16 protein-coding genes are annotated in these 21,530 nt (G+C 40.1%); 12 read left to right on the top strand and 4 right to left on the bottom strand.

Annotated elements, in window-relative coordinates:
• The first annotated feature begins 55 nt into the window (after nucleotides 1-55).
• The 7 genes from EZ449_RS19720 (at nucleotide 56) to EZ449_RS19690 (ending at nucleotide 11,255) form a co-directional block, all read left to right on the top strand.
• Complete coding sequence (locus EZ449_RS19720; RefSeq protein ID WP_131562164.1) at nucleotides 56-3,502, top strand: SusC/RagA family TonB-linked outer membrane protein; 3,447 nt, start codon at nucleotides 56-58, stop codon at nucleotides 3,500-3,502.
• Nucleotides 3,503-3,511: 9 nt separating this feature from the next.
• Nucleotides 3,512-4,927, top strand: coding sequence for a RagB/SusD family nutrient uptake outer membrane protein (locus tag EZ449_RS19715; protein WP_131562162.1), 1,416 nt, complete (start codon nucleotides 3,512-3,514; stop codon nucleotides 4,925-4,927).
• A gap of 13 nt (nucleotides 4,928-4,940) precedes the next feature.
• Nucleotides 4,941-5,684, top strand: coding sequence for a DUF4843 domain-containing protein (locus EZ449_RS19710; RefSeq protein WP_165499817.1), 744 nt, complete (start codon nucleotides 4,941-4,943; stop codon nucleotides 5,682-5,684).
• An 11-nt stretch (nucleotides 5,685-5,695) separates the two neighbouring features.
• Nucleotides 5,696-7,234: a PKD-like family lipoprotein gene (locus EZ449_RS19705; RefSeq protein ID WP_131562158.1), complete on the top strand. Its 1,539-nt coding sequence runs from the start codon at nucleotides 5,696-5,698 to the stop codon at nucleotides 7,232-7,234.
• Nucleotides 7,235-7,306: 72 nt separating this feature from the next.
• The gene (locus tag EZ449_RS19700; RefSeq protein WP_131562156.1) at nucleotides 7,307-8,605 is read left to right on the top strand and encodes a TlpA family protein disulfide reductase; all 1,299 of its coding nucleotides are present in this window, start codon (nucleotides 7,307-7,309) and stop codon (nucleotides 8,603-8,605) included.
• Between the two features lie 9 nt (nucleotides 8,606-8,614).
• The gene (locus EZ449_RS19695; protein WP_131562154.1) at nucleotides 8,615-10,060 is read left to right on the top strand and encodes a thioredoxin family protein; all 1,446 of its coding nucleotides are present in this window, start codon (nucleotides 8,615-8,617) and stop codon (nucleotides 10,058-10,060) included.
• Nucleotide 10,061: 1 nt separating this feature from the next.
• Nucleotides 10,062-11,255: an alpha/beta hydrolase family protein gene (locus tag EZ449_RS19690; protein ID WP_131562152.1), complete on the top strand. Its 1,194-nt coding sequence runs from the start codon at nucleotides 10,062-10,064 to the stop codon at nucleotides 11,253-11,255.
• Nucleotides 11,256-11,573: 318 nt separating this feature from the next.
• Here the strand turns inward: EZ449_RS19690 and EZ449_RS19685 are convergent, their stop codons facing one another.
• Complete coding sequence (locus tag EZ449_RS19685) at nucleotides 11,574-13,109, bottom strand: IS1182 family transposase (RefSeq protein ID WP_131562150.1); 1,536 nt, start codon at nucleotides 13,107-13,109, stop codon at nucleotides 11,574-11,576.
• 158 nt (nucleotides 13,110-13,267) lie between these two features.
• Here EZ449_RS19685 and EZ449_RS19680 point away from each other — a divergent pair, with 158 nt between their 5' ends.
• The gene (locus EZ449_RS19680; RefSeq protein ID WP_131562148.1) at nucleotides 13,268-13,672 is read left to right on the top strand and encodes an RICIN domain-containing protein; all 405 of its coding nucleotides are present in this window, start codon (nucleotides 13,268-13,270) and stop codon (nucleotides 13,670-13,672) included.
• A 163-nt stretch (nucleotides 13,673-13,835) separates the two neighbouring features.
• Here the strand turns inward: EZ449_RS19680 and EZ449_RS19675 are convergent, their stop codons facing one another.
• Complete coding sequence (locus tag EZ449_RS19675) at nucleotides 13,836-14,204, bottom strand: hypothetical protein (RefSeq protein WP_131562146.1); 369 nt, start codon at nucleotides 14,202-14,204, stop codon at nucleotides 13,836-13,838.
• A 272-nt stretch (nucleotides 14,205-14,476) separates the two neighbouring features.
• Between EZ449_RS19675 and EZ449_RS19670 the strand changes: the two genes are divergently transcribed.
• The 3 genes from EZ449_RS19670 to EZ449_RS19660 all read left to right on the top strand — a co-directional run bounded on the left by EZ449_RS19670 (nucleotide 14,477) and on the right by EZ449_RS19660 (nucleotide 18,973).
• Nucleotides 14,477-14,875, top strand: a complete 399-nt coding sequence (locus tag EZ449_RS19670; protein WP_131562144.1) for a hypothetical protein — start codon at nucleotides 14,477-14,479, stop codon at nucleotides 14,873-14,875.
• Between the two features lie 98 nt (nucleotides 14,876-14,973).
• Nucleotides 14,974-17,154, top strand: coding sequence for a TonB-dependent receptor (locus EZ449_RS19665; protein WP_131562142.1), 2,181 nt, complete (start codon nucleotides 14,974-14,976; stop codon nucleotides 17,152-17,154).
• A 175-nt stretch (nucleotides 17,155-17,329) separates the two neighbouring features.
• Nucleotides 17,330-18,973, top strand: coding sequence for an ArnT family glycosyltransferase (locus EZ449_RS19660; RefSeq protein WP_131562140.1), 1,644 nt, complete (start codon nucleotides 17,330-17,332; stop codon nucleotides 18,971-18,973).
• A 231-nt stretch (nucleotides 18,974-19,204) separates the two neighbouring features.
• Here EZ449_RS19660 and EZ449_RS19655 read toward each other — a convergent pair whose 3' ends face one another.
• Together EZ449_RS19655 and EZ449_RS23560 are read right to left on the bottom strand one after the other, a co-directional pair.
• The gene (locus EZ449_RS19655) at nucleotides 19,205-19,480 is read right to left on the bottom strand and encodes a hypothetical protein (RefSeq protein ID WP_131562138.1); all 276 of its coding nucleotides are present in this window, start codon (nucleotides 19,478-19,480) and stop codon (nucleotides 19,205-19,207) included.
• Nucleotides 19,481-19,954: 474 nt separating this feature from the next.
• Nucleotides 19,955-20,158 carry an SRPBCC family protein gene (locus EZ449_RS23560; RefSeq protein WP_394347148.1) on the bottom strand — a complete coding sequence of 68 codons (204 nt, stop codon included), beginning with the start codon at nucleotides 20,156-20,158 and terminating at the stop codon, nucleotides 19,955-19,957.
• Between the two features lie 302 nt (nucleotides 20,159-20,460).
• Between EZ449_RS23560 and EZ449_RS19645 the strand changes: the two genes are divergently transcribed.
• Nucleotides 20,461-21,530 (top strand): sulfatase-like hydrolase/transferase (locus EZ449_RS19645; RefSeq protein ID WP_165499816.1); only part of this gene is annotated, 1,070 nt, incomplete at its 3' end.

The following is a 21,530-nucleotide window of genomic DNA, read 5'->3' as shown; positions in this document are numbered from 1 at the left end:
TCTGCTGGTTCGTTATTCAACTCTGTAAAGTATTATCACTAAACCAACCAAACTTATGACTTTTTTTGCAATAGATGCAAAATGCAGGGAAAATATTGCCCCAACTGTACCAAAATACCAAAAAATAAAATTAATTATGCGAATAAGTTTACTATGGAGTTTTCTTACCGTACTGTCTACCGGAGTTCTACTTGCCTCTTCAGTAAAAGGCCAAGAGATTAACCGTGTTGAGGTAATTATCGCACTTAATGGAGAAACATTAACCAGTGTTTTTAGAAAGATCGAACAACAAACAGCTTTTACATTTCTTTATAGGAATGACGATGTTGCTTCGATCAGGATTCAAAATAGTGCGAGCACCAAGTTGACGGTTAGCGATCTATTAACACAACTGCTTTCAGGCTCTGGACTAACCTTTAAACAAGAAGGCAAGAGAATTGTAATCACTAAACTTCCCAAAAAAAGCCCAGTAAAAAACGAGGAGGAAAAAGAAGTAGCTCATGTAGCGGCCGACACTATTTATACCATCACTGGTAAAGTAACTGATGGGGCTACAGGAGGGCCAATTCAAAATGCAAACGTATCTTCCAAAATTGCGAAAACAGCCGCCGACGCCAAAGGGGTTTTTACTATACAAGTGGAAAAAGGTGGTGTGCTTAGATTTAGCTATATCGGTTTTGAACCTAAAGAAATAACCATTACCGGTCCCGGAAGTATTTCTGTAAGCTTAAAGGAAAGTGTACAAGCTATGAAAGATGTAGTTGTAAACGGTCTATTTACGAGAAAAGCTGAGACTTTTACAGGTTCTGCGGCTACTTTTAGTGGACAAGAGCTCAAGAGAGTTGGTAATATCAACGTACTTCAAAGTCTAGCCATCCTAGATCCTTCTTTTCGAATTGTGGATAATTCATCAGCGGGATCTGATCCCAACAGAATTCCTGAGGTTATTGTTCGTGGTGCTACAAGTGTGCCAGATTTAACTTTGAATGCAACATACCCAAATGCGCCAAATTTACCATTATTTATCTTAGACGGTTTTGAGGCCACAATTCAACGCATTTATGATTTGCCAATGAATATGGTAGCCAGTATTACCATACTGAAGGATGCTACAGCAAAAGCTATTTATGGTTCGAAAGCTGGAAATGGTGTAGTTGTAGTAGAAACCATCAAACCTGTTGCTGGAAATCTTAGGATTTCTTATTCTTCTAGCATCAACGTTACTGCCCCTGATCTTTCAAGTTATCACCTTACCAATTCATTAGAAAAAATTCAGGTAGAATTACTTTCCGGAAAGTACACTTCTCTATATCCAGAGCTTCAGTTTGGACTTACTCAACAGTATAGCGCAACATTGAAACAAGCGCTAAGTGGTGTTGATACCTATTGGTTATCGCAACCGTTACAGAATGGTGTTGGACAAAAGCATAACATCTATATAGATGGAGGTAATGATGCAATTCGCTATTCTGCAGGTATTAATTACAATGGTATAACTGGCGTGATGAGAGGTTCTGATCGTGATAATATTTCTGGTTCGGTTAGTTTACAATACAGAAAGAATAATTTTTCATTTAATAATAACTTAACAATAGACCAAAGTAAGTCTAAGAATTCACCTTATGGAAACTTCTCGGCGTATGCCCAGATGAATCCATACTGGAAAATTTATGATGAGCGCGGAGCGATAATCCCATCGTATAACTCTTTTGGTGCGACCGTTTATAATCCGATGTTTAACTCAACGATAAACACTAAGGATCAGTCGCAGTATACTAACATCACGGAGAATTTTTACGCTGAATACGAGGCTATGAAAAACCTTAGGTTTACTGGCAGAGTTGGAGTGACCATGCAAAATAATAACTCAGATAGGTTTTTGCCAGCAACTGCGGTAGAATATATGGGTGTGTCTATCACGTCTCCAAACTACCTTAACCGTGGGCAATATGATGTGATGAACGGTAAGAGCAGTAGTGTAAGCTCTGATTTTGGAGCTGCATACTCATTTACTGCAGGTAAAAGCCAGGTGTTTTCGAACGTTTTTTATAGCGTGCAGCAAAACAAAAACAGTAGCAATGGAATGAGTGCTGTAGGTTTTCCTAACGATAAGTTGGACGACATTTCTTTCGGAAATCAGTACTTGCCAGGAAGCAAAGCTAGCGGTACAGAAAGTACTTCAAGAAACATAGGTATCACCTCGGCGGTCAACTATTCTTATGATAACAAATATCTTGCAGACTTCTCATACAGAGCAAATGCAAGTTCTCAATTTGGTGCTAACAAACGCTGGGGTAGTTTCTGGTCAGCAGGTTTGGGCTGGAATATCTATCGTGAGCCATTCATGAAATCAGTAACGTTTGTCGATCAGCTTAAATTAAAAGGAACAATAGGAACAACTGGTACACAAAACTTTAGCTCATATCAGAATTTAGCGACCTATACCTACGTTACCAATCAGTCTTACAATGGTGAAATTGGTTTAAAACTACTTTCATTAGCTAATCCTGATTTAAAATGGCAACAAGTGGAAGATAAAAATATCGGACTTAGTGGAAGTTTATTTAAACGAGTGTCTTTTGTTTTGGATTTTTATATGAACGATACAAAGGACTTGATTTCTGATCAGACTGTTGCTCCTTCAGCAGGATTTGCGAGCTATCGTGCTAACGTTGGTGAAACTAGAAATCAGGGATATCAAATCAATGTTAACGCACGACTTTATACAAAAGCTAAAAGCCAGACTTACATCTCAGTGTTTGCAAATGTTGCTCAGAATACGAACAAAGTTAGAAAGGTATCAGAAGCACTTCAACAAATCAACAAACAACAAGATGCCATTCTTAATGGAACAAGTCCTGCTGCCGAAGGGCGACCTACTAGTAGGCCAGTAACACGTTTTGCAGAAGGCCAATCGTTATCTGCAATATGGGCAGTTCCGTCACTTGGAATTGATCCTGCTACTGGTAAGGAAATCTTTGTTAAAAAAGATGGTTCAAAAACCTTTCTTTGGAATGCTGCTGATCAAGTTGTAGTGGGTGATGCCACCGCAAAATACAATGGTTCCTTTGGTGCTAATTTTGGATATCACGGACTTACTATGAATTTCGCATTTAGTTATCGCCTTGGAGGCCAAGTGTACAACACTACGCTGGTTAATCGTGTCGAAAATGCAAACTTGAATAATAACGTAGATGTTCGGGTACTAGAAGATAGATGGAAAGTTCCAGGCGATCAGAGCCTATATAAAAATATCGCTGATTTAACCGTAACGAGACCTACTTCAAGATTTGTTCAAAATAACAGTGAATTGATATTTTCTTCTATAAACATGGGATATGATTTTGGAAAGTCAAGCTTCATCAAAAAATTAAAGCTCACAAATCTTAGTCTGAACATGAATTTAAACGATATCGCTAGGATAGGTGCCGTTAAAACGGAGCGAGGATTAGATTATCCTTTTGCGAGAACAATGTCTCTATCATTAAATGCTAATTTTTAATAGGAACTCATGAAAACGAAATTAATCATACTCGTATTATTTTGCCTTGTTACCCTTTCTTCTTGTAAGAAATGGCTAGATGTGCAACCAAAAACTCAGGTTGAGTCTTCTGCTAATTTTGAAACCGTTAATGGTTTTAAAGATGCGCTTACAGGGGTTTATGTAAACATGACAACGCCTGCCTTATATGGCAAGGAATTGTCTTTCGGCTTTGTAGATGTAATCGGCAAAAACTATACACAGTTCCGGAGTTCTCACGATTACTACCAAGACGCTCAATACAATTATTTAGCTGCCAATACTAGAGCTCGAATAGATAACATTTGGATGGGTAGTTACAATACTATTGCAAACATTAATAACCTAATTGCTAACCTAAACACTGTCGATAAAGGAATGTTTACAGGTTCGGATTATCAAATCATCAGGGGAGAAGCTTATGGTCTTCGCGCCTTTAATCATTTTGATCTGCTTCGCCTTTTTGCACCATCTCCTGCAGCAGCAGGTCTTGCTGCGAAAGCTATTCCTTACCGCACAGAGTTTAAACCAGATAATGTTGTTCAGTCGACAGTTGGTCAGGTATTAGATCAAATTATCGCGGATTTGCAGGTTGCTTCAGATATGCTTAGGCCGGTTGATCCTATCGTTGCCGGTAGTACAGTTGTAGTGCCTATTGGAGGTTATTTAAGAGACAGACCGTATAAATTTAACTATTACGCTGTTAGAGCTTTATTGGCAAGAGTTTATCTCTATAAAGGAGATAAGGCCAATGCACTTATTTGCGCTAAAGAAGTTATTGCTTCAGCTAAATTTCCATTCACAATAGTAAGTCAGATCATTGGCGGAAACGGGATTTTTTCAACCGAGGTAATCTTCAACTTAAACATCAACACGCTTCAGGCTGCAAATGATATTGCCTTTTCTGAAACTGCACCAGTAGGCATGTATTTTACAAGCTCTGAGTGGAGCAGTTTATATGAAATTTCAAGTGGTGGTTCTGCAGATTACAGATACGTGTATACGACAAAGGACATTGGAGACTTTAGATACACCCAAAAGATCAATCCGGTAAAAAACACATTACCAATTGCCGCAAATAGATTGCCTTTGATCAGAATGTCTGAAATGTACTATATCGCTGCAGAATCTAGTTTAGACACAGATCCATCAGCAGCTATTGGATACATGAACACCATCCGTACAAGCAGAAATTTGGCAAACCTTGCTGCTAACTTAACTCCAGCAGCTGTCCAGACCGAAATTTTGAAAGAGTATAGAAAAGATTTCCTTTGTGAAGGACAGTTGTTTTACTATTACAAGAGGTTAAATCTCCCGTCAATCACGTTTACTCAGGTTGTAGCCGATAATAAAGTTTATGTTTTACCTGTGCCAGACTCTGAAAAGGAATTTGGTAACATCCAATAATACGATGATGAAAATGAATTTAAGAAACTTTTTTTTTGTACTGATTACGTGGATAACATTCGGATCGTGTAAAAAAGATATTGATAAGTATGAGGACGATCCAATGGTTTATTTTTATGTACAGCAAGCTAATTCTACTGTGTTGGTTTCTAGTATAGCTTATTCTTTCGCTACACGCTCTGTTACCTTAGCCCAGGATACAATTTATGTTGGTGTTAAGATTATTGGTCTTGCGGCACCTACGGAAAGAAAATTCGGTGCAGAAGCGATTATTGATGCTAATTCGGCTACCGCTGGCACAGATTATAAAATTTTAACGGGAACAGTAAAAGCTAACCAACTTATGGGAAGATTACCAGTAGTTGTATATCGTACTGCCGACTTAAAGACAATTACTAAACAACTTAAAATTAGATTGAAAGACGAAAATGATTTTAAAGCTGGAGTAATTGAAAGCAACCTTTTTACACTAAACTGGAATGATGCGCTAATTAAGCCTACGAACTGGGATAGCGTGGTTGGTGGACTGCTTGGTTATTTTGGAACGTACAGCAGAGTTAAATATCAGTTCATCATTGATACTATCGCATTGAGCGCCTTCCCCGTTCAAGGATCCTCAGCTTATTCGCCCACATTAATTACTAACCAACAAATGTTGGAATATGCCAGACAGCTAAAATTAGCTTTGGCACAGTATAACAGTACGCACACTACACCGCTTACTGATGAATTTGGAGTTGCAGTTACCTTTCCTTAAAAAATTAAATTATGAAAACACGCTATATAAAGCTGACTTTGATATTTTGCCTAATCACCGCACTTTTCGCTTGTAAAAAGGATTTAGGCAACTATGACTATAACGATCCTGGAGTTGCTACCGTTGATGAAACGAACATCGCAGCAGTTTATAATATTGAACAATATGCTAAACTTACGGTTAGTCCCACTGTAAACTATCCGGGAGATACCTCGAACCTGAGTTACCAATGGATAACGTACGTAAAATCCAGTTCTTCTGTAACCTTAGGTACGCCTTCTGTAATTTCTACAAAAAAAGTACTGGATGTTGCACTACCAACTCCTCCAGGAGCATATTATTTAGAGTTTATTGTTACCGATAAATCTAATAATGGAAAAACGAACGCAAGAACACTTTTAAATGTAAGCGCACCTATTGAGACTGGTTGGTTAGTATTACACTCGCTGGGTGGGCAAAGTGATGTAGATTTTATCGCCAGCACCAATCTTTCTCCAACGGGACCAACCAAAAGGATGTCTAATCTCTTCCAAACTATTCAAGGAGCAAAACTTGACGGCGAAGGGCAAATGCTTGGTTTTGCCAGAAGAAGCAATTCGCTATTTAACTACATTATGGTAGCAACCAATAAAACGATAAAAAGGGTGAATGGATTTACATTCGCACTGATGGGAACGGATCAAGAACTTTTCCGTACACCACTGGCAGCAAAAAATTTCCAGGCTTTCATTAATAATGGTAGCAATGACCTTTTGATCAATGATGGGAAATTACAACAGTTACCTTATGGGGTGATACAGGATGCGTTATATAATAATATTTACAATGGTGATTATTCACTTGCACCATATCTTGTATTTAATGAATTAGGTACTTATGGAGCGCTTGTGTATGATCAGAAATTCCAAAAGTTTATGTACACAGGGCAAGCATTGGGGAACTATAATTTCATTCAGTTTTTACCAGCGGCAACAACAGCTCCTATTCCGTCGTTCAGTCCGTCAAATGTTGGAAAGAACATGCTCTTTATGGATAGAGGCTTCAACAAATATGCTTATGCATTCTTTAAAGATAACACCGGAAATGGACGTTATATGTATGTGTTAAACGTTGGTATTGCCGATGCAGGAAGACTAGCTGTAGCAACTTATGACATGACTGCGCTTCCTGAAATCACCCAAGCGAAATTCTTCCAAGTAGGAGAGTTGGGTAACGTAGCTCTTTATGCAACAGACAAAAATGTTTATCGTTTCGACTACTCGGGAACAAGAACCGCTACAGTTGCTTTTAATGGCCTACCTGCGGCAGAAACAATTACTTGTATGCGCATCTTCAAACCAGTACTGAATCCTAATGCACCGAAAACGGAATTTACATTAACAAATAGTGCCGTGGTTTATGTAGCTACTTGGGACGGTACGCAAGGTAGGTTGTACGAACTAGCTATAAATGTTGCCAGCGGTGTAATCAGTCCAACTCCATTGAAAGTTTATACAGGTTTTGGGAAAATTAGCGATATGACCGCAAAATTCAGAGGTACAGGAACCTAATCTAACGAAGTGCTTTTGGAGGATCATTCCAAAAGCACTTTTGCTTTACGATAAATACTATAATTCAACAAAATGAAAATTATAACAATATTGCTCCTCGTATTTGTGGTGGCTTTCTCGACAACGAATTTAAAAGCACAAGCAAGAGAAAGAAGCGCAAAGTATGTTGCCTTTAATAAGGCGTACCACGAGACAGATTCTGCTAAGGCGGTACAGTTTAGTCAGGATTTTCTCAACGAATATCCCATAAACCAAGCTGACCCTGCAAAAGACAAAGCGGAAAATATCCAGTACTCTAGAATATACGTTATTCTGATTACTAAAACTAAACAGCCTATTGATGCCAAGATAAAGGAATATGCAGATCGCATCACCTTTTTAACTGCTGCAGAATTGTACTATCGTCAAGTGTATTTAATGAACTCTAATAAGATTATGCCTGCTGAAAAATTGGTAGACCGATCAAATATGTTGATGAAGATTTTTCGTGCTCTCAGAGATAATAAACCGAGAGAATACAGCAGTAATACAGACGAAGAATGGAAAAAAATATTTGGGCAAACCTACTGGCGTAATTTGCTTGCTCATGTCAATATCCTACAGAAAGCTCATGTTAATAAACCGGGATTAGCTGAATCTGAAGAAGCATTTAAGTATTTCGGGTATACTAAAGCCTCATTGAACGAAGATCGTGCGCTGTTGCTTAATGCCTTGGGATTAAAGCAGGAGCTGAACAAAGCGCTTGAAGAATCTGTGCGTGCTAACCAGGCCACCCCAGCTATGCTTGAACTACTTCGTAAAGCGTACACCGCTAAAAATGGTAAACAATTCGACGAATACATTTCTTCGCTGAAAGATGGTAATGACATGGCTAAGCTCGAGAAAGAATTGTCTACCTCAATGATCAAAAAAACAATGGCCGAGTTTACGCTGCTTGACGCTTCTGGTAAAAAGGTAAGTACAAAAGATTGGAAGGGAAAAACAGTAGTGTTGGACTTTTTCGCTTCTTGGTGCGTACCGTGTAAGGCAGCATTTCCTGGAATGAAATTGGCATTAAATAGTTTCGCGAACGACAAAGACGTGATCTTCTATTTCATAGATACGCAAGAACATACAAAAAACTACAAGGAAACGGTTATAAAATATTTGAAGGATAATGATTTTCCTTTTCACGTGTTGTTTGACGAAACTGGCGATGCAGATCAGACCAATAGAGTGGCAAAAATGCTGGGCGTGAGTGGAATTCCAAGAAAGTTCGTACTCGATAGAAACGGAGATATCCGATTTGATATGACTGGCTATTACGGCAGTCCAACAAAACTCGCCGACGAAATTAAGATCATGGTAAACTTGGCTAAAAAAGCCGAATAAAGAAATTTTATGAAAAGAATAATTATGGTTTCCCTTTTTCTCGTGATGGGATTGGGAGCGTATGCACAAGGTGTAACATTTGTGCAGTACGATGACTGGTCGCAGATTTTGGAAAAAGCCAAGTCTTCAGGTAAAAATATATTTGTTAATTGTTTCATGGAAGGTGGAGCGCCGTGTGTTGAAATGGATCGTAACGTATTTCCTGATAAAGCTGTTGGAGCGTATTATAACGAACATTACATTTCGGTTAGGATTGATATGGAACGTCCTGCAATTGATGACGCATCTAAAAAATTAAAGGCAGAAGCCGATAGAATTAGAAGACTATATGTTGTTAACGGCTATCCAAACCTGCTCTTTATTGCTGCGGATGGCAAACTTCTACACCAGGTTCTAGGTGCTTCATCGAAACAATATTTTATCCAAATTGGTAAAGATGCTTTCGACCCTCAGAAACAATTGCTTACACAGATCGAAGCATTCAAACAAGGTAAAGTAGATACTGCACTATTGGGTGGACCGGCAATCGCGGCGTATCGCGTGAGTAGGACTAAGGAAGCGGAAGAAATGGCAAGAGCCTATTTATCCAGAAAAACGCCAGAACAACAAACTAATGTATTTGACATTAATCTTATCCAGAGGATTTTACGAGACGAAAGAAGAGCAGAAGGGCTTGCAAAAGTATATGCTTCAAGATTGACGCCAGAACAGAAGATGTTGCCTTCAAATATATTTTTTCTGATGTATAGTGCAAATGAAAGAGATGAAGCACTTAAAATGGCAGAACTACTTGTGCAGAAATCGCCGGATAGCATTCTATCAAGCGCCAGTACTGCAAGGTTAATCTCTAGATCTGCCGCATTACTAGGTAGCACCAGTAAATCCTTTGCTTTCATCATCAAAAATAGCAACGCAATGGAAACCGTACTTAGGGCTCCAGGATCTACGAATGAATTAATAGACAATGTAGCTGCCAGAGAGGTTGTAACCCCATTCTTGTTGCCATTGAGGAGTGCCACACCTAGTGAAGTAGATTGGTCGAAGTTGAATAAACAATTAACTGAAAGGTTCGACGCTACATCGGCTGGACGTAATTTAATTTCGGCAAAAATTGACTGGGCTAGGTTTAAACCAGATTGGACAGCGTACACTTCTTTACTTGTATCTTCTGATCGAACTTATGGTACTAACGTATCAGATCGGAATTTCCAAAGGAAAGTTGCGAAACCCGTACTGACCTATAGTGCCGATAAGCAAGACCTTGATTATGTAATCACAAAAATGGCTGTGATAGCAAATAAGAAAGAGGCTGAGGCCGATGCAATTGACTTATATGCCACCCTTCTATTTAAAAATGGTAAGGTTAAAGAAGCCATAACTTGGGAGAAACAGGCAATTCAATTAAACCCAGAGTCTGAACAGTATAGTCGTGCACTAGAAAAGATGTTGAAATAAGATGAAAAAATACTGCTTGCTTTTCATTATTTTACTGGGTAATATACTCCAATCTTCAGCACAGGGTGATGCGAATCTAAAAGCCTATCCCACCGCGGATACAACACGGGCTAAATGGATGTTACAGCATATCCCACCAGGATCGGATCGTTTACAAATTCCAAAGCCACCCTATACCTATGTTGTGGAGGATGTACTATTTGCAGGTAAAGAAACAGGATTAACCTATGGCGCAACGCTTACACGACCGAAAGGGAAAAAGCATTTTCCAACGGTTGTACTCATATCGGGCACGGGAGGTCAAGATCGAGATTATACCTGTGATGCACATAAATATTTTTGGGTTTTAGCCGATCAGTTAAGCCGCAAGGGTATTGCAGTGCTCCGAATTGATGACCGCGGGATAGGTGCCACAACAGGAGATTATAAAACAAGTACCTCACTTGATTTCGCAAAGGATATTAATGCAGGAGTAAATTATTTGCGAACAAGAACTGATATTGATAAAGAGAAAATTGGATTAATAGGACATAGTGAAGGCGGAATTATCGCACCGATGGTGTACAAATTAAATCCTGACCATATCAATTTCATGATTTTGATTTCTGCGCCGGTTATCGGTTTACGAGAGGTTAATCGTTTTCAATCCCTAAAACAGTTTGAGAAAAGTTTTCGAATAGATAGCCTAATTAGCGAAAGGATGAAACTTCATCGGTATATCACTGATAATATTCCCCAAAAAGCGCATACACAGGAAGAGCTTAAGTCGGTGATCAATTCAGCGTTAGATTCTCTTGCTAAGACAAGTTCAGCTTCCATGAGAACCAAATTGAGATTTGATACCAATGCTCGCTCTCGGGATGTGCTTTTTCGGTCTTACAGAGACTTTTTATCGCCATGGTATCAGTATATCTTGAGATATAACCCTGTAGAAGATATGAAAGCGGTAAAATGTCCGATACTAGGGATTTTCGGGAGTAGTGATAAACAAGTGCCCCCAGCTGAAGATTTTCGCTTGCTTAAGGATAATATCGCTGTAAACAAGGTCTCAGATGTTGTAATGTTCCAGGATATGAATCACTTTATGCAAACAGACCCAACTGGCGAGCCTAAAAATTATGCTCAGATTAGTGAGTCTATTCGTGCCGATGTGCTTGAAAAAATAACGAGTTGGATACTAACTCTCACTTTATGACCACATTTAGCCCAAGTTGAAGGTTTGCTAATAAAGATTGATGTCAAGAGTAAATCGAATATTCATGCCGTCATAGTTTCAGATTTTTCGATTTCAGAAGGCTGCTAATCGCTTGTTTACATGAGTTTTATAAGGTATACAGTTTTGATTTTTTAGCAATAATTACTCACCCTAGTTAGAATTTGAAATGAGGCTGTCTCAAAATAAATGAGGCAGATTTTTTTGTATTTAAATAAGTCCTACATGTTATTTGTTTATTGCTGTCTAGAAATGTTTATTTATCCAGTATTTTGTTAAAAAGAGCAAAGGCAAGCCTTTTTAGGCTGCTTTTTTTCTAACATCTTGTGCAATTGCCAATAACCCCCATTCTATTGCCACTTTTTCTTTCCCGCGAAGCATGAAGCGACGGAACCCATGGTTCTGTTTAATATTCCCGAACACTGGTTCAACATCATGACACCTTTGCTTTCGTTTTTCAACTCCCTTTTCACTGTTGAGTAGCTGATATGCTTTTGCTTTATGTCGCCTCAGATTTTCGTTGACCTCTATGATCCTATTTCCCTGAGATTTGTGGCAGGCTCCGTTGAGTGGACATGTAGCGCAGTTCCCTGCCTGGTACCTTTTGCTGGTCTGCTCAAACCCGGTACTTGTTTTTCGTTTGCTATCGCCGATATAGTTCATTTTTTGACCCATTGGACATATATAACAATCCTGCTCCTGATTGTAGAATAGCCTGTCCTGGGCAAATGGTTTCTTCTTGTCGTGGGTTTCACTTTGCTCCTTGTCGAACATGCCATATTTTACGTAAGCCTCAATCTGGCCAGCTTCCATGATCTCATAATTTTCCTCGCTTCCATATCCTGCATCTGCGGTAATGGTCTTAAGGGTTTTACCAAAACTGGCCTGATGTTGCTCGATATGTTCTTTTAAGGTAGTGGTGTCAGTGGGGTTCGGATGGATGGTGTAGTTTACGATGAACTGGTTTGAGGTCGATATCTGTACATTGTAACCTGGCTTGAGCTGACCATTTTGCATGTGGTCATCCTTCATGCGCATGAAGGTCGCATCCGTATCGGTTTTACTAAAGCTGTTCCGTTCCCCCAGAATTGCTTCCTTACGCTCATATTCTGCCATCTTTTCTGGATATTCCCTGGTTACATACCTCAGCTTCGCTTTGACCTTTTTGTCCAGATCTGTTTTTTCTGCCAACACTGCATTGAGCGTATCCACGGTCTGCTGTACCTTTTCGGTATCGATGTCGGTAAAATCCGGTGGTTCGGGCAAGCCATCCTCTACCTTGGCGACACTTTGGGCATATTGCCAGATTTCACCCAGGGCCTTCCCCATCTTCTCCTTATTGGTCTGGATGGCTTTTTTCCACACAAAGGTGTACCTGTTCGCATTGGCCTCTATCTTGGTACCATCAGTATAGACCTCTTCAATGCTCAACAGGCCTTCTGCAGCCAAGAGTTTTACCACCTCCTCAAATACACTGCGGAGTGCATCCTTAAGACGCACGCCACGAAAACGGTTGATGGTATTGTGATCGGGATAGCTCGTTCCATTGAGCCACATAAAGTTGATGTTCTCCCTGCAGGCTACCTCCAGCTTTCTGCTACTGTAGACATTGCTCACATACCCATATACCAAAACCTTTAACAGCATTTGTGGATGGTAGCTTGAGGTGCCCTTAATCTTGTAAGCATTCAACAGCCCCTGGATATTGATTCGGTTAATGACATCGTTGACGATGCGGACAGGATGGCCTTTTGCCACAAGTTCATCCAGAGTGGGCGGAATAGCCATGATCTGGTCCTGATAGTAGGGCTTGAAAACTGGTTTTTGGACAGGCATAAATCTCAATTATTTATACTTAAATATCTGAAATCCAGCTAAATAAACCAAATTTAAAATGAAGAAAATTAATTTTTTTTCCACAAAAAAGAGACTGCCTTTTTGAGACAGCCTCATTTCCCACTTTGGATAAGAAACCAAATATATCATCAACACAAATGAAACTAATTTTTGCATCTATTCTCTTGCTTTGTTCATCAAAAGCAGTTATTGCCCAAACAGCGGGCATCAAGTCTGAAGCAATTTACTCAATCATACCCGCTTCTGGTAACAAGCTCCTGGATGTAAAGAATTCCTCCATTGAAACTGGAGCTATTGTAAACCTATGGACGGATACCCCGTCTGATGCCCAGAAATGGCGAGTTACTCACATTCACAAAGGAGTATATAAACTAACAAACTTGGCAAGTGGCAAATTACTTCACATATTTACCAACAGAGCAGATTCATTAGATGTTAATCAGTACGAAGAGTCGGGAAATAATGAGGTAAATTGGACTGTGAAAAAAGCAGGTCGCGGAACGTGCTGCCTAGGGTCTGCTGAAAAAGGTTATTGTTATTGATTATTAACTGATTATCATTATTTTTATGTAATTCAATGCATTGAAAAATGGCAATCACCTCAAAAAAGCGTGCACCGGCGTTGCAAATATGTAGACTCAAATCTGTGGTGAGTAATAGGTGAGTTTTGGATAAAAGCATAGGAAAACCTAGGCTTAAAAGTACCTATATGCATAGGGCTCGATTCTCGTCGGAACCCTGAACAAAGGTGGCTTTAATGATAATTTTTCGAATGTGTTTACGGTTGCTTTCCCCTTCGGGATCAATATCGCTTAAAAGCGACCGCTTCGGCATAAGTTTTGAGATCGCACCCGCAATCCGTGAATAAAATATTGCATCCAGGGTCAGTTCAGTACTGTTCCATGCGGGAGCAATGTTTAGGTTCAGGCACGGTTTCACCTTTACCGGCCGGTTGGCACCTGAAACGAACGGAACATTTGTGTAACACCAATCTTCAACCAGGTCGTAAAGAAAGGTAAAAGTTCCAATTTGTACCTGGCCATCCCTCTGCCCGCAAGGTTCGGGAATGATCAACGATTAGCAGTTAGACCAGGACTACAGGTAGGAATAAGTTTTTAGTTGATGATAATTAACTGTTTTCCATTATAAAAATTCAAAAAAGATAAAGTAAAAGATAAATGCTAATTTGGTTAAAAACGTGATCAAGGGATTAATATTTAGAAACTCTTGAATATAGGCTTAATGTTTAGAACCTGTGATTCTGAATATAACTCAGAGCTGCCCTTTTGGCTCTTTTTTAGGGGGGTATTGTTAAGGAACATATTATTTAGCTACCTTTGACATAAATGATACAGAAGTGGTTTAGTTTCTTTTTAGCCTTTCTATTCTCAACGGGTAGCATTTTGCTGCCCTTAGGGGATTTCTCTCTGGTGAGGGATATTCCCGATATGTACAGAAACTATACACATATTGCCTCACCTGATGAATTGAGCGTAGCTGATTTTATTGGCGATTATCTTTTGCACGGGAAAGAGATTTTTGGCAACAATAAACACGATAAGGCCCAAGATAATAACAACAATGTCCAGTTTAAGCATGAGGCGAGCTCATTGAACATTGTTTTATCGGCCCCTTATCTCTGTTTGCTCAGTCCATCCAGAGTTTGCCCATCCTACACACACTTTGGGCATTTATCATTTACTTCCGACTTTCATGATGAGCTTTTAAGGCCCCCTCTGGGCTAGCAGGTAGTTAATGCCCCAAAAAACTATTTTTATTCATCAAACATTTTCACACACCTGATTTGCTATACTCGTTTGTAGCAACTGGTTTATACTATTTTATGAAACGGACTTTCATCATTATTTTATTAATTACTGTATCATTCTATGCCAATGCCCAAAATACATTTAAGGCACTGGTCCGTAATGACAGAACGAAAGAAATCCTTAAAGGAGCAACAGCCAACATACCTGCTTTAAAAATATCGACAGGCGCTGACACCAGCGGTCTGATTACCATTAATAACATTCCCAATGGAAAATTTGAGATCTTGATCTCCTTTGTCGGTTTTAGCAAAATCGAAAAGGTGATTAGCTTCCCTTTGGGACATCCTGGACAGATTATTGAATTTGGACTCGAGCCGCAATTGGACCAGCTGGATGAAGTTGTTGTACAAACTACGCGCACAAATCAAAATTTACGGGATATCCCAACACGGATTGAAGCATTACCATTGGAAGAACTGGACGAAAAAAGTACGATGAGGCCTGGTGATATAAAAATGCTGCTTGGCGAGGCTACCGGCATCCATGTACAGCAAACTTCCGCAGTAAGCGGTAACGCCAGTTTTCGTATACAGGGCTTGGATAGCCGATACACACAGTTACTGCAGGACGGAATGCCGATGTATCAGGGGTTTTCCGGAGGACTGAGCCTGTTGCAGATCAGTCCGCTGGATTTAAGACAGGTTGAGTTTATCAAAGGGTCTGCTTCAACACTGTATGGTGGTGGTGCAATAGCTGGTCTAGTAAATTTAATCACTAAAATACCCAATGAAATACCTGAAGCCACTTTTGTGCTCAATACAACAAGTGCAAAAGGCGCAGACTTAAGTGGTTTTTACAGCCAGAGATCTAAACGTGTGGGCACAACCCTGTTTGGCGCCTATAATTACAATATGGCCTACGATCCTTCACATACAGGATTTACAGCGATTCCACGGACCAACCGAATTACCTTAAACCCTAAAGTTTTTTTATATCTGGATGATCAAAATTCAGGTTGGTTTGGTGTGAATTCAACTTATGAAAACAGATACGGCGGTGACTTGCGGGTTATCACTGGTAGGGCTGATGAGGATCACCAATATTTCGAGCGCAATAAAACATTCAGGTTTTCAACACAATTGTCTTTTACCCATAAAATAAACAAGGTAAGTAGTATCAATGTGAAAAATACCATTGGATATTTTGACCGCCAATTTGCTTTGGCTAAATGGGATTTTAGAGGCAAGCAGCTATCTTCTTTTAGTGAAGTTAATTATGTAAGCAACAAAGAACGGAGCAGTTGGGTAGCAGGATTTAATTTGGTTACAGATCATTTAACCAGTCAGCCCTTAAAAAATGACATCGGTTACAGCCAGACCACATTTGGGACATTCATACAGAATGTATACAGGACTGCCGATTGGTTTTCCATAGAAACTGGCTTACGCCTGGATTACAACCGTCCTTCAGCTAGTAATGCTTCAGATGGTTTGTTTCTGTTGCCCAGGATAAGTGGATTGTTTAAGCTCAGTCCACAATTAACCAGTCGCATAGGAGGTGGGTTGGGTTACAAAATGCCAGCGCCATTTAATGACCAAAGCGAGCAAGAAGGTTATGAGAATTTGAGACCTATGATAATAAACCAGCTTAAAGCAGAACGTTCTTATGGTTTGAATGGTGATCTGAATTATAGAATACCCGTGGGAGATGCTTTCCTAAGTATTAATCAATTGTTTTTCTTCACTAAAGTAGATCACCCATTGCTTCTTGAAAATAAGACCTTCTCAAACGCCTCAGGATATATCAGAACTCAGGGTGCGGAAACGAATGTCAAACTTGCTATCGATGAACTTGGGTTTTATTTAGGTTATACTTATACTTATACGGATACCAAACAGAATGAGAATGGTCTGTTCGGCTCACAGCCTCTAACGCCAAAACACCGACTCAGTTTTGATGCAACCTATGAAATAGAAGGTAGTTTCCGTTTTGGAGCAGAGAGTTTTTATACTGGGTCTCAGTTGCTAAGTAATGGTACGATAGGCCGGAAATTTATCACCTTCGGTCTTTTGGCTCAGAAGATGTGGAAGCATTTGGATGTTTTTGTTAACGCAGAAAACTTGACAGACCTGAGGCAAACCCGTTGGGAAAACATTTATACAGGCAGTATTGCCAATCCAAAATTCAGGGATATTTATTCCCCGCTGGATGGAGCAGTTATCAATGCGGGAGTAAGAGTGAAGCTAAATAAGTAAATAACATGGGGTGAAGAGATAGATTCGTTCAGCCTGCATGTTTACTTTGTCTATTTACAAGTGTGAATTTCTCCTGAATGTTATTCTTAGATAGCAAGGCTTATCTAAGGTTATGGAAACATGGGTATACTGATATTTCCAACACAAAGGGAAAAATATTTTGTTCTGTTATTATATGCACCATCCGAATGAGCTCCTAAAAGGGAATAATGAACCAAGATTATTAGATAGGTTAATATCCAGTTTTTCATTCAACAGCAGTCTCAATTCAAGTTGTGGGCTGTTATTGCTTACATCGGTCATTGCGCTTTCACAGTTTTTGCTCCATTTAGGGGCAATGGGCTCATATGGCTTCCATCAGGATGAGCTTCTCTATATTACCCTTGGTGACCATCTATCCTGGGGCTACCGGGAAACGCCTCCCTTCATTGCTTTGATGAGCATTTTTGGCGAGTGGCTTTTCGGGGATTCCCTTATCGGTATGCGGCTGATTCCTGCTTTTTTTGCCGGTGGAATAGTTCACCTGACTGGCCTGATTGTAATCAGGCTGGGAGGGAAGTGTTTTGCGTTATTGATCGGTTGCATTACTGTAGCTTTTTCCTCAGCTTTTCTAGCTACCGGTGCCCTGTTTATCCCACAGGTCTTCGATGAGTTTTTCTGGCTGCTCTGTACTTATCTGGTGCTCTGCTATTTGCAGGAGCCCAGGAATTATCTTTTATACCTTTTGGGTGTTGCGATCGGTGTAGGGATCTTGGTCAAATATACTTTATCTGTTTATCTGGTGGGGGTTGTTTTAGGCCTGTTGCTGAACAGGGAAAGCAGGGGACTCTTAAGTTGGAAAACCTTCCTTATTCCATTCTTTATAGTGCTATTGATCCTATCTCCACATATGATCTGGCAGGTGCAGAATGGATTCCCCGCGTTTCTTCATCTTTATGAGCTTCAGCATACCCAACTGGTACATGTGGGCCGTATGGATTTTGTGCTTCAACAGATTGTCTCTAACGGCACAGGGCTTTTTGTCTGGTTGGGAGGGTTAATTTATCTACTCTTTTCAAAAAAGCTCAGGCCTTATCGTTATTTTGCGACTGGGTTTATGTTAGTGATGCTGGTGTTGCTTGTCTTCAGAGGGAAGGCCTATTATGCTTTCGGTGCATTCCCGCCGTTGTTTGCTGTCGGAGGTATATTTTTTGAAGATATCCTCCGCCGGTCTGGTAGGGAGGTGAAAGTCTCCTTTGTTGTTTTTTTACTTCTCCCCAACCTGGTTTTATCTCTGGTGGTACTTCCTTACCTGCCTATCGGTTATACTTCAAGAGTTTTCAAATGGACCTATGATAATTGGGGACTTGATTTTCCCTTGCGTTGGGAAGATCAAAAAGTTCACATTGTCAACCAGAATTATGCTGATATGATCGGCTGGGAAGAACTCGCTGTCAAAACATCCCGCTTTTATAAACGGATGAGTACTTCTGATCAGCGGCAGACTATTATTTTTGCTGAAGGGTACGGTGCCGCTGCCGCATTTACTTACTATGCCCGCAAATATCCCCTTCCAAAGGTAGTTTCGCTGAGCAGCAGTTTTGCAATGTGGGCGCCTGAAAAAATTACAGCAAAGAACCTCATTTTCTTCTCTTCGGAAGCTACCCCGGTAATGCCTTCTCAACGCTATACAAAGTTTGCATCTATAGATAATCCTTATTCCCGGGTTTTCGGAAGGGGAATTTTCCTTGTGCCTAATGTGAAGAAGGTTACCTTAAACTGGTATGCCAGCGAGTGGTCGGAAAAGCGTCTGATGAACTTTGATTTTAGGGTAGAGTAGTTAGCTTTGTTTCTGCTTAATCATATTTCTAAAAATAATAAAGACACTATAGCTTATAATCATTACAGGCATTTTAGGGTGTGATTATTTCTCAACATATCAACGAATGTCATCAGTGCAGGAATGGAGTCCTAAATAAAATTGAAGTTGTTCAGCCTGGATTCATTGATTTTTCTTTCCACCTAGCACTCGGTGGGGGATAATAGCGCTGTATTATATTTTTAAATGCATTTAATGGGAATGGTTCTCGATCTCACCCGCAATCTGGTTGATTTCGGCAGTGCCCAATGTAATCTTGGTGGCCGCGCTTTCAGTAGTGTGGTCATAATAGGAAAGTTCCCCATGATTAATATCTTCTTTTTTTAGTATCACCCAGTCTGTATCCCGGTTGCGGATGGCTCCCAATATCCCGCCAAAATAAACAATCAGGTAATAATCATCTTTCGGGATGATGGTCAGGGTTACTGTGTTGCCCGCGTGCTCAAACCTTATATTAAATGCTGTCATCAAAATGAAACCTCGGATTGCGGTTTTTGTTTTAAATTAACCTCAATTTAAATGCTATCCTTTTCCATAACCGGTCAAAAGATGGCTGGGTGGTAGAAATTTTATGAACACCTCCCTTTAATGTCCTTTTCGAGATTTGACCACCTTAGTAGGTAGTCAAGACCGTTCATTGTGCGTTAAAGTAATAACACCATCCCTATAAGCATGGCGTCTGAGTTATTTTTTCTTCTTATTCTTCGCAAAGTCCTGCGAAGGACCTGAAATCAGCGGCTTCGGAGTATGCCTGAAAGTTGATGATATCTTCCCTTAAAGACTTTTCAAACAGCCCTGTGAACAGGGTGGCAATTCAACGTCTATGCTGCCTGCAGGCGGAAAATAGCTGATCTCGATCTGAAGATCTGTACCGGTCCCGTTCAGGATGTCCTGGAATTCTACTTTACCCCAGTTATCGGTCATCGATCCCTCAACTGATTGTCAGACTATATATTTCCCTTCCTCTTCGTGCGTAATTTCAGCATTCCATTTTAGTTCTAGCAGGTTACCGGGTGTACTGGCTTTCCAACTTGAATGCTTGGGGCTGGTTTCTAGAATCGAGGAAATGTGGGACATGAATTTTTGAAGATTGGAGAGGCCCCTCCAGAAAGCATAAACTTTTTCTCTCGGTGCCTCTACGGTAATCCTTTTACTGATATTAATCGCCTGGGGGTCTGAGTGGAGATTTCGGTGCCACTGACCAAGCGATTCCGTAGCGAATTGACCAGTTCAGGAAATTTGACTCTACAATTCGACTATCTTGGCTATCAATATTTTGTAATGGTCAATTTGGACCGAAATGAGCTGGGTCTAGATTCCGAAATGATATGATCGCGAGAAGCGAAATTTTCACTCCAAGGCTGAAACGTTTTGTAAAATAACAAAAACGAATTGATCATTTTCAACATTAATGTGTTAAATTGTGAGATCAAATAAACTATATCACCATGATCTGGAAAAAGTTAGCAGCATGCTGTATTGCATTGCTTTCCATTCAAATTTCAGCAGCATCTGCCCAGCAAAAGAAGCCAAACATTGTTCTCATTATGGCCGATGATATGGGCTACTCGGACATTGGTTGCTATGGCGGAGAAGTAAAAACACCAAACCTAGACCAATTGGCTCAAAGGGGCATCCGCTTCAAAAAATTTTATAACGCCGCGCGCTGCTGCCCTACCAGAGCATCCTTGATGACTGGATTATATCCACACCAGGCAGGCATGGGCTGGATGGCTGCAGCAGACATGGGTAGTGCTGCTTACAGTGGCAATTTAAACAACACCAGCGTTACCATTGCCGAGGTCTTGCGAACAGCAGGATACGATACCTACATGACCGGGAAATGGCACCTAACCAACGAGCGAAAAATTAATGGCAATCGTAAAGATAGCTGGCCAGTGCAACGAGGGTTTAATCATTATTTTGGTATTATACCAGGTGGAGCAAATTATTATACCCCAGAATTGTATAGCGACAACAACCGATACCCGGCACCTAAAGATTTCTATTTAACTAACGCGATTAGCGATACCAGTGTCAAATTTATTGGAGAGCATTTCAAAAAACAGCCTGATGCACCTATTTTTTTGTACGTAGCCTATACCGCACCTCACTGGCCTTTGCATGCGCTGCAACAAGATATTGACAAGTATACCGGCGTTTATAAAAAAGGTTGGGATGCAATGCGCAAACTGCGTTTTGCACAACAACAAAAAATAGGCCTTTTTGACGCAAAGACAATCCTTTCTCCGTCCGACGAAACTGTACCCACTTGGAATAGTCTTACAGATACCAAAAAGAATGATATGGCAAGTAGGATGGCAGTTTATGCTGCGCAGATTGACATTATGGATCAGGGAATCGGCAGAATTATCAAAAAGCTCAAAGATGAAAATCAATTGGAAAACACTCTGATTTTTTTCCTTAGTGATAACGGCGCCTGCGCAGAATTCATAAGTAGCGGCGACTCTAAGGAGGTAAACGGAAAAAAAGATACTTTTGAAAGTTATCGTATCAA

Source organism: Pedobacter frigidisoli (genome assembly GCF_004331675.1).
Taxonomy (GTDB): Bacteria; Bacteroidota; Bacteroidia; order Sphingobacteriales; family Sphingobacteriaceae; genus Pedobacter; species Pedobacter frigidisoli.
This window is presented reverse-complemented; position numbering and strand designations above follow the sequence as displayed.

Excerpts from the sequence above, each read along its gene's own strand:
- EZ449_RS19655 (WP_131562138.1), bottom strand. The coding sequence starts at position 19,480 with ATGACAGCATTTAATATAAGGTTTGAGCACGCGGGCAACACAGTAACC.
- EZ449_RS19680 (WP_131562148.1), top strand. The coding sequence starts at position 13,268 with ATGAAACTAATTTTTGCATCTATTCTCTTGCTTTGTTCATCAAAAGCA.
- EZ449_RS19685 (WP_131562150.1), bottom strand. The coding sequence starts at position 13,109 with ATGCCTGTCCAAAAACCAGTTTTCAAGCCCTACTATCAGGACCAGATC.
- EZ449_RS19710 (WP_165499817.1), top strand. The coding sequence starts at position 4,941 with ATGAATTTAAGAAACTTTTTTTTTGTACTGATTACGTGGATAACATTC.
- EZ449_RS19700 (WP_131562156.1), top strand. The coding sequence starts at position 7,307 with ATGAAAATTATAACAATATTGCTCCTCGTATTTGTGGTGGCTTTCTCG.
- EZ449_RS19660 (WP_131562140.1), top strand. The coding sequence starts at position 17,330 with ATGCACCATCCGAATGAGCTCCTAAAAGGGAATAATGAACCAAGATTA.
- EZ449_RS19665 (WP_131562142.1), top strand. The coding sequence starts at position 14,974 with ATGAAACGGACTTTCATCATTATTTTATTAATTACTGTATCATTCTAT.
- EZ449_RS19690 (WP_131562152.1), top strand. The coding sequence starts at position 10,062 with ATGAAAAAATACTGCTTGCTTTTCATTATTTTACTGGGTAATATACTC.
- EZ449_RS19670 (WP_131562144.1), top strand. The coding sequence starts at position 14,477 with ATGATACAGAAGTGGTTTAGTTTCTTTTTAGCCTTTCTATTCTCAACG.
- EZ449_RS19705 (WP_131562158.1), top strand. The coding sequence starts at position 5,696 with ATGAAAACACGCTATATAAAGCTGACTTTGATATTTTGCCTAATCACC.
- EZ449_RS19695 (WP_131562154.1), top strand. The coding sequence starts at position 8,615 with ATGAAAAGAATAATTATGGTTTCCCTTTTTCTCGTGATGGGATTGGGA.
- EZ449_RS19720 (WP_131562164.1), top strand. The coding sequence starts at position 56 with ATGACTTTTTTTGCAATAGATGCAAAATGCAGGGAAAATATTGCCCCA.
- EZ449_RS19715 (WP_131562162.1), top strand. The coding sequence starts at position 3,512 with ATGAAAACGAAATTAATCATACTCGTATTATTTTGCCTTGTTACCCTT.